Here is an 8,256-nt window from a genome sequence, read left to right as displayed (position 1 = left end):
ACACTAGCTCAGTTGGTAGAGCGCAACCTTGCCAAGGTTGAGGTCACGAGTTCGAACCTCGTGTGTCGCTCCAAATTATTCAGATATGGCCATGGCGGTATCTCGATGCCAAGTGCATCAACTTAAAACCAGCGAAAGCTGGTTTTTTTGTATCTGAAGACTGATAAATTCACACCATCTCTTTTTCATTACCTGTGAGCTTAGCAACCCCATCTCTGTCACGAGTTTCTGATATTAAGTGTGACCCGATGTTTCGCACCTCAGCCAATTTCAGTTTACAATACGGGCTTCCAAAGGATTTGACGAAGACGCATGAGAAATACCGACGATTACATCATTTTTTATCACTTGATCGAGCAAGGTTCATTCAGTGCTGCCGCGAGACATATGTCACTGACCAAATCGGTCGTCAGTAAACGGATTGCCAAGCTTGAACAAGAGCTTGGTGTACAGCTTCTCTACCGAACAACGCGAACGCTAACGTTGACTGAAGCAGGACGAGCGTTTTTTACTCATGCAAAAGCGGTTTATCAAGCGGTGGCAACGGCGGAAGAATCCATTGTGGGTTTAGGTAAAAACTTATCTGGAAACATTAAAATTTCGGTGCCTACTATCTCTGGTGAATTAATTCTTCCTCAAGTGATTAATGAATTTAATCAGAAATACCCAGACATCAATATCGATATGGATCTAGATAATCGTTTCGTCGATATCGTGAATGAACGTTTTGATTTGGCAATTAGAACGGGTGTGTTGCCAGATTCTAGTCTGATTGCAAGAAAGCTGGTGGATGCAAATTGGATCATTTGCGCGTCACCCCAATACCTAGCTAAACATGGCATACCTAAACAACCTCAAGCCTTGGCTAAACACAATTGTTTAGTCTATTCCTACCAAGAAACCGGAGCGCATGAGTGGGCGTTTAAAGATGGAGACGAGGTATATCAAATCACCGTCGACGGTAACCTCTGTACTAACAATTCTTCTGTATTGAGAAATGTGGCGCTGTTAGGGCAGGGAATCATCTATGTGCCGCGTGTATTGGTTTATGAAGACTTAAAGCAAGGCAGTCTGATTCAGTTATTTAAAGACGAAACAGCCAAATGTTTGGGTATTTATGCGGTGTACCCTTACACTCGTCAGCAACCAGAAAAAATTAAAATCTTTATCGATCATCTATACACAAGCTTTCAAAGTCAAAACCATCGATTTTAAGCCAATAACTCAACACCGATCGTTATGTTGGTGTTGAGCTTATGTTTCCATCTTCATTTCTAAGAGTCCTCTTAAATTTAGGAGCTTACGCTTCTCCTCGTTTTCTTCACTAATATTGATAACAAGATACCCCGAACAACTGTTAACAAATGGTTTTGCTATTGTTTCTTTTAAGAAACGGTCTGTTTCTTACGTTAAATTTCTCAAATGTGAAAGATAAGTAACAGAAAAATAAAGAATTATTTTGTTTGTTGTTTATTGATTACGTATTGTTCGTCCGCCTGACATAGACGCAGAGAAATGGACTGCTTATAGTGGCTCAAACGCCATGCCTGCCGCTAAGCGGTGTTGTGAGCGAAGTACAATAACTAGAGATACGGATATGAAACAAAAGCAGCTGATTGAAGAATTTAAAACCATCGTGGGGGAAGAAAATGTTCTAACCGACGAGGTTAAAACGAAATATTACCGCTCGGGGTTTCGTTCGGGTAGTGGTAATGCGCTTGCTATCGTGTTTCCTAACACTCTTCTAGAACAATGGAAGATTATTAAACAGTGTGTTGAAGCAAACTGCATCATTATCATGCAGGCGGCTAAAACAGGTTTAACAGAGGGCTCAGCTCCGAGTGGTAATGATTATGATCGCGATGTGGTTGTGATCAATATTACCAAAATCAAGAAGATTCACTTATTAGATGGTGGTAAGCAGGCGGTTTGCTTGCCTGGTGCGAGCTTACACTCTTTGGAGAAAGAGTTGAAGGCAGTGAACCGAGCACCGCATTCTATCATCGGCTCTTCATCGCTAGGTGCCACTGTGGTCGGTGGTATCGCCAATAACTCAGGCGGTGCGCTAGTTAAGCGTGGTCCTGCTTATACGGAACTGGCGATCTACGCGCAGGTCGATAAGCAAGGCCAGTTACATTTGGTGAACCACCTTGGTATTGAAGGATTAGGTGAAACGCCAGAAGAAATTCTAACAAACCTGCAAGAAGGGAACTTTGACCCAGCGAAGATCATTCATGATGAGCGAATGGCATCAGACAGAGAATACGATGAACGTGTTCGAGACGTGACTTCTGACATTCCTTCTCGCTTTAATGCCGATGAACGCCGATTATTTGAAGCCAGTGGCTGTGCTGGCAAGTTGGGTGTTTTTGCCGTTCGGGTTGACAGCTACCCAGTACCCGAAAAAGAGCAGGTTTTTTACCTTGGCACCAATGACCCTGCGAAACTAACGAAGTTGCGAAAAGACTTCTTATCTACGTTTGATAACTTGCCTGAGATGGGAGAATACTTGCATCGAGATATCTTCAACATGGCAGAGAAGTACGGCAAGGATGTGTTCTTATCCATCGACTTGTTAGGCACAGATAAGCTGCCAAAAATGTTCGCACTTAAAGCTAAGGTAGAAAATTTCTTAGAGCGCATCCCGTTTGTCAGTAAATATCTGCCAGACACCATTTTGTACTACGCGAGCAAGTTGTTCCCACAACATTTACCAGAGCGAATGCTGGATTTCCGTGACAAGTATGAGCATCACCTGGTATTGAAAATGAGTGATGGTGGTATTGCTGAAGCACAAAAATACCTCAAAGAAGTTTGGGCTGTTGAAGACGACTGTGATTTCTTCGAGTGTACGCCGGAAGAGGGTAAAAAAGCTTATTTACATCGCTTTGCAGCAGCAGGTGCAGCAATTCGTTACGAGACGATTCACCGAAAAGACGTAGAAGACATCGTTGCACTTGATATCGCTTTGCGACGTAATGATGAAGAGTGGCTAGAAACTTTGCCTGAAGAGGTAAGTAAGAACCTTGTTCAAGCGCTCTATTATGGTCACTTTATGTGTTACGTCTTCCATCAAGATTACATTTTCAAAAAAGGGACTGACACGAAGTTGATGAAAAAGCTGATGCTTGAGCACCTCAATAGCCGTGGTGCCAAATACCCAGCAGAACATAACGTGGGTCACTTGTATGAAGCCGAAAACTCGTTGCAGAAGTTTTACCACGAATTAGACCCAACCAATACCTTTAACCCTGGTATTGGTAAAATGGACAAATATAAGCGCAATTGTAACTGCTGTGCGTAATGTGCTGTCTCACCATGATTAATAATCGTTGTTCATCGTTAAAATGATGAGCATAAGATAAGCCCTGATGACACTTGTGACATCAGGGCTTTGTGTTTTGGGTCTTTTATTGATGACTGGTATCGGCTTTGAAACAACGACTAAAGAGCACGTACTGCAGCGGCGGCGATGATGCCTGCTGCGATTGCGGGTAGAGGCTTTTTCACGATGAACATGACAACGGCAGTAGAAAACAGTGCTGCTCTAGCACCGTTATCACCCTCTACTGCTAGCGGAGCTAAAAGGGCAACCAATACGGAGCCTGACATCGCAGTAATGAAACGTTGAACCCGTTCGCTAATTGGAATGAATGACATAACATACACTCCGCCCCAGCGGGTTATGAGCGTGACTAACGCCATAGCGATAATGATAAGCAGTGTGCCACCTAAGGTTGTTTCGATGTTCATGCTTTCTTCTCCTTCCAACAAGCACCCAATACTCCGCCAGTAATGGCGCCAACCACTACGTGGCTATTCTCTGGCAAATACCAATACGCCAACATAGAAGAGGCTGCTGCTATGGCCCAAATCGCAAAGATTCTTAAGTCTTTCGGCCCGGCCACCACCATAGACAGCAGGAAGCATCCCATAACCATATCGAGCCCGAGGCCCACCGGATCTTTGATTGCGCTACCAAAATAAATGCCGATCCAGGTGCCCACAATCCAAAAAGACCACATCGCTAAGCCGCCACCAATAAGCAAGCCAAAGCCTGGTTCTTTTCTACCAAATGCATTGAGTGCCATTGCCCAGTTAGCGTCTGATGCTACCAGCATTACACCGTAACGTTTTGTTGGTGGGAGTTGTCGTAACCATGGATAAAGTGTGGCTCCCATCAAGAGGTGACGAGCATTAATAGCAAATACAGTAATAAGAACTGGAATGAGAGGGACTTCTGCTCCCCACATTTCTAACGTGGCAAATTGTGAAGCACCGGCGAAGACCAGTGTGCTCATCAACATTGTGGGAAATACATCTAGTCCAGTCTGTACGGCAGCAACACCGAAAGCGAGGCCAAATATGACCACGAACATAGAGAGGGGTAAAAGTTGGGTGAATCCGTTCCAGACGTCAAGCCGATTAAATTCGTGCAACTCAGCGGAGGAGCGTTGAAGATGTTGAGTATTTTCTGTCATAGAGATACCTAGCTAGCAGGCAAAGGGGCAGTGCCATACGAGTGTGTTTGTTATTCTTTTGTAAACTTCATGTTTAACATCAATTGGAGGGGCTTTCAAACACTAAGTGCTATATAAAAATGAGCCATCCAAGCGGCTTTAAGAAACAGAGTGTAGAGAGTCGTACTTGGTAGTGCTAAAGGAGATTAAAACAACAGAAATAGTAAGTTCTGTTTAATTGATAACATCACGAGCTAGTACAGATTAGTAAATAAGAAAGAAAGCGAGCACCAGGCTCGCTTTTTCGCTCTGTTACGAATAACTGAGTAGGTTTATTTTACGTAGACACGAGGGTTCGCGCTTCCCCAAACCGTGTATAGTTCAGGGAAGATGACTTCTGCGTGTTTTTCCATCTCAGTAGCTGAAATCGTTTTGCCTTGTTGGGAGCCAAACAAAACAACTTCAGAACCAGGCTCAACATCTTTTATACCTGTAACATCTACCATTGTGGTGTTCATTGAAGCAACGCCCGCAACTTTTGCACGTTGGCCATTGATCAGAACTTCTGCTGTATTCCCCATTTTTCGTGGATAACCATCAGAGTAACCAACAGGAATGTTCGCCATTAAGCTTTCTTTGCTTGTTGTGTAGCTGCTGTCGTAACCGACTGTGCTATTTTTTGGCAGGTGGTGAACGGATGCCACGCGTGTTTTGAAAGACACGATAGAAGGGTACTCAGGGTTAGTTGGTAAGTCTCCGTATAAAACGCCACCAGGACGAACCATATCAAGCTGGGCCTCAGGAACATTAAGCGCGGTGTAAGAGTTTGCTACGTGCAGTAAAATGTTGTCGCGTTTTAGATTCGCTTCTTTAATCAGCCATGCAGAACTGTCTTTGAATGAAGCTAACTTTTGGCGCACGTCGTCTGCATTGTAGTTAGGGAAATGAGTCATGATACCAACAATATTAACGCCAGCTTGTTGAGCGATTTCTAGCGCTTCTTTCTTGCCCGCTTCTGTCGTCATATCAACACCATTACGCCCCATACCACCGTCGTTCAGAGCAAGGTGAACTTTGATTTCTTTACCAGCTTTCTCGGCTAGTTTAGACAGTGCTTTAGCTTGCTCTGCTGTGCCTATCAACTCTTCGACATTTAGGTCGATTACGGCTTCAATCTCGCCAATATCCGCTGAGCGTACACGCATAAGTTGGCCTTTAAAGCCACTGTCGCGAACAGTTTGTGCTTCGGCGTTACTTGCAACGGCAACGCAAGGAATTTGTTGCTCGATAATAGTCGGCATCAGGCCTGCGATACCATTACCGTATGCGTCGGCTTTCATCACGGCGCAGATTTTCGTTTTGCCATCCATGTGCGATTTAAACTGCTCAATATTATCGCGGAACTGACCTAAGTTTATTTCTAGCCAAGCGTTAGCACCTTGAACTTGCTCTGCTTTTGCTGCTGTATTGCTAATTTGAAGAGGAGCAGCAGTAGCTTGCATTACAGGAATCGCGATTGCAGCAGCGATAGTCAGTGATAGTAAGGTTTTATTTAAGCGCATAAAGTCTCCGTACGCGTTTTTTGTATTGGTTATGTTATTGAGTACTTGGGGAAAGTACCTGACGAAGTAAAACGCTCCAAGTGGTGCTTTGGAGCGTTTATTAAGATAGTGATTTAATATATACCTAAATATACCTCAGTGATGACATTCAATTTAAGCAAATCGGGATTGATTTGATATCTACTAAGGTATCCACTGAGTTTAACTCAGTTTAAAGCGGCTCATTACATCTTTAAGAGAAATGGATAGCTGGCTTAGTTCGCGGCACGCCTGTGCGGTTTGCTCCGAACCTTGCGAGACCTCTTGAGATGCCAAATGTATGTTTTCAATGCTGCGGTTAAGCTCTTCCGCAACAGAGTCTTGCTGGTTACAAGCCGTGGCGATTTGGGTACCCATGTCTGAGATGTCCGAAATCGAATGCTCAATGTCGCTCATCAGCTGTTTTGATTGAATGCCTTGTTCTGCACATTCTGAGATACTGGTTCTAGAAAGTTCAGTAGCTGATTTTGCGTCTTTTGCAAGTGATTGTAGCTGCTCAATGATCGAAGTGATTTCACTCGTTGAATCTTGCGTACGGCCGGCAAGAGTTCGAACTTCGTCTGCAACGACGGCAAAGCCACGACCAGACTCACCAGCACGCGCCGCTTCAATGGCTGCATTAAGTGCAAGTAGGTTGGTTTGATCGGCAATGTCGCGGATAACATCCACGATCACGTTAATTTTATTCGATTGCTGTTCAAGCTCTGCTACGGTATCGCCTGCAGCGCCAATTACGTTTGAAACTTCTTGAATCGCGTCAACCATACCTTGGGTTTCACGAACACCGTGTTGTGTGCGTCGGTTTGCTTCGTTAGCTTGGTTCGCTGAGTCTTCAGTGTTACGAGCAACATCGGCTACGGCCGCTTTCATTTCTGTCATTGCTGTTGCGATGTGCGTAATTTGCAGCTGTTGATCTTTCATACCAGACGCAGAAATATCGGAGATTTGGTTCATCTCTTCGACAGCGCTGCTTAACTGAGTAACTGCAGCAATCACGTTATCGATAACTTGGCGTAAGTCATCTTGCATCTTAGTGGTCGCGTCTGCCAGTTCACCAAGCTCGTCATTGCCGATTGCTTTACGGTCAATGTCACTTGATAGATCACCTGTCGCGATGGCATTTGCTTGCTCAACAACAAGTTTAAGTGGGCCACAAATTAGGCGAGTCAGCACGTATGTCATGCCTACCATGATCAGTAGAATAATCACGTTACTTGCAATTGAAGAATTACTCAATCCATTTACAGAGGACAGGATGTGAGTTTTGTTGCTGTCCATAGCTTCTTTAAGGAGACGGATTAGTTCGCCTAACTCTGAGTCAACCGCTTCGAAAGCAGACAAAGAGTTCGCCAAAATAGGGTGGGCCTTGCTTTTGTCGTTAGCTAGCATCGCTTCATTGTACTGGTCCATAGTAACCAAGTACTTTTTCCATTGACGCATAAGACGCTGGTAAGTTTGCTGCTCTTCGCCAGGCCAGATAGTTTCACCGTAAGCGTTGAGCTCTCTAGTGATCTTTTCGCGTTCTCTAATATTGTTAGAAATTTTAGTTTTGACTTGGTCTGCGTCTTCATAAGTGTACGCAGCAAATTGAGCTCGGCGCCAGCGAGACAAATGATCTCGAATCGAATCGACCCTTTCCATTGCAGGAAGCGTATCATCGGTATAGTTTAAAAGCTCAGATTTGATGCTTTTGAGCTCTGTAGATAAAAACACGCCAAATGCAATGTTGACGATGGCAATGAGTAAAAACGATAGCGATATCTTTTTCGCTATAGAAAGATTCTTGATAGACATTAGTGATATACCTTGTTTTTCTTATGTTGTGTCGCCAAAGTAAACCACATCCTTATATGTGATATATGTCCATTAAATTACTGCAACTCGTGTAACGTACCATTATTTATTGATATTTTCGATAATGAATTGAGCTTTGTTTGAAAATAAAAAAAGTCAATGATTTTATAAAGGTACGACCACATTCGATATAAAGTTATCGGTAACAAAATATGATGTTCTGTACGCAGTCGTGCCAAGAGTAGGGAATCAAATTGTTACAGATGTTACAGCGGTGAAAAGATCAGCGTTCATAACGTGATAGTCGCGTGTTTACCTCGAAGCAGTTACGGACACTAATATGCGTATGACTTCAAGGCTAATGAAAGGGAACGGGTGCTTATTGGTCTATTTGAATGCCA

The 8,256-nt window shown here is 43.7% G+C and carries 6 protein-coding genes; 2 read left to right on the top strand and 4 right to left on the bottom strand.

Features of this window, described 5'->3' with window-relative positions; genetic code table 11:
• The first annotated feature begins 312 nt into the window (after positions 1 to 312).
• The gene (locus R8N28_RS19535; RefSeq protein WP_017633645.1) at positions 313 to 1,215 is read left to right on the top strand and encodes a LysR family transcriptional regulator; all 903 of its coding nucleotides are present in this window, start codon (positions 313 to 315) and stop codon (positions 1,213 to 1,215) included.
• A 382-nt stretch (positions 1,216 to 1,597) separates the two neighbouring features.
• Positions 1,598 to 3,304: a D-lactate dehydrogenase gene (gene dld / locus R8N28_RS19530; protein WP_065275338.1), complete on the top strand. Its 1,707-nt coding sequence runs from the start codon at positions 1,598 to 1,600 to the stop codon at positions 3,302 to 3,304.
• A gap of 140 nt (positions 3,305 to 3,444) precedes the next feature.
• On the opposite strand, the gene R8N28_RS19525 is transcribed toward dld, so the two are convergent.
• The 4 genes from R8N28_RS19525 to R8N28_RS19510 all read right to left on the bottom strand — a co-directional run bounded on the left by R8N28_RS19525 (position 3,445) and on the right by R8N28_RS19510 (position 7,855).
• On the bottom strand, positions 3,445 to 3,753 hold the full coding sequence (locus R8N28_RS19525; protein ID WP_017820198.1) for an AzlD family protein: 309 nt from the start codon (positions 3,751 to 3,753) through the stop codon (positions 3,445 to 3,447).
• On the bottom strand, positions 3,750 to 4,481 hold the full coding sequence (locus R8N28_RS19520) for an AzlC family ABC transporter permease (RefSeq protein ID WP_062730973.1): 732 nt from the start codon (positions 4,479 to 4,481) through the stop codon (positions 3,750 to 3,752). Before R8N28_RS19520 ends, R8N28_RS19525 begins: the two co-directional genes overlap by 4 nt.
• 311 nt (positions 4,482 to 4,792) lie before the next feature.
• Positions 4,793 to 6,022: an alanine racemase gene (gene alr / locus R8N28_RS19515; RefSeq protein ID WP_062730974.1), complete on the bottom strand. Its 1,230-nt coding sequence runs from the start codon at positions 6,020 to 6,022 to the stop codon at positions 4,793 to 4,795.
• A gap of 201 nt (positions 6,023 to 6,223) precedes the next feature.
• Positions 6,224 to 7,855: a methyl-accepting chemotaxis protein gene (locus R8N28_RS19510; RefSeq protein ID WP_005375988.1), complete on the bottom strand. Its 1,632-nt coding sequence runs from the start codon at positions 7,853 to 7,855 to the stop codon at positions 6,224 to 6,226.
• Positions 7,856 to 8,256 lie beyond the last annotated feature (401 nt).

This window comes from Vibrio sp. Vb1554, from assembly GCF_033344235.1.
Note: the sequence above shows the minus strand (reverse complement) of the source record. Positions and strands in the feature narration are given on the sequence as shown.

Bases quoted from the DNA above. Each gene is read 5' to 3' on its own strand.
- R8N28_RS19525 (WP_017820198.1), bottom strand. From the start codon at position 3,753: ATGAACATCGAAACAACCTTAGGTGGCACACTGCTTATCATTATCGCT.
- R8N28_RS19535 (WP_017633645.1), top strand. From the start codon at position 313: ATGAGAAATACCGACGATTACATCATTTTTTATCACTTGATCGAGCAA.
- R8N28_RS19520 (WP_062730973.1), bottom strand. From the start codon at position 4,481: ATGACAGAAAATACTCAACATCTTCAACGCTCCTCCGCTGAGTTGCAC.
- alr (WP_062730974.1), bottom strand. From the start codon at position 6,022: ATGCGCTTAAATAAAACCTTACTATCACTGACTATCGCTGCTGCAATC.
- dld (WP_065275338.1), top strand. From the start codon at position 1,598: ATGAAACAAAAGCAGCTGATTGAAGAATTTAAAACCATCGTGGGGGAA.
- R8N28_RS19510 (WP_005375988.1), bottom strand. From the start codon at position 7,855: ATGTCTATCAAGAATCTTTCTATAGCGAAAAAGATATCGCTATCGTTT.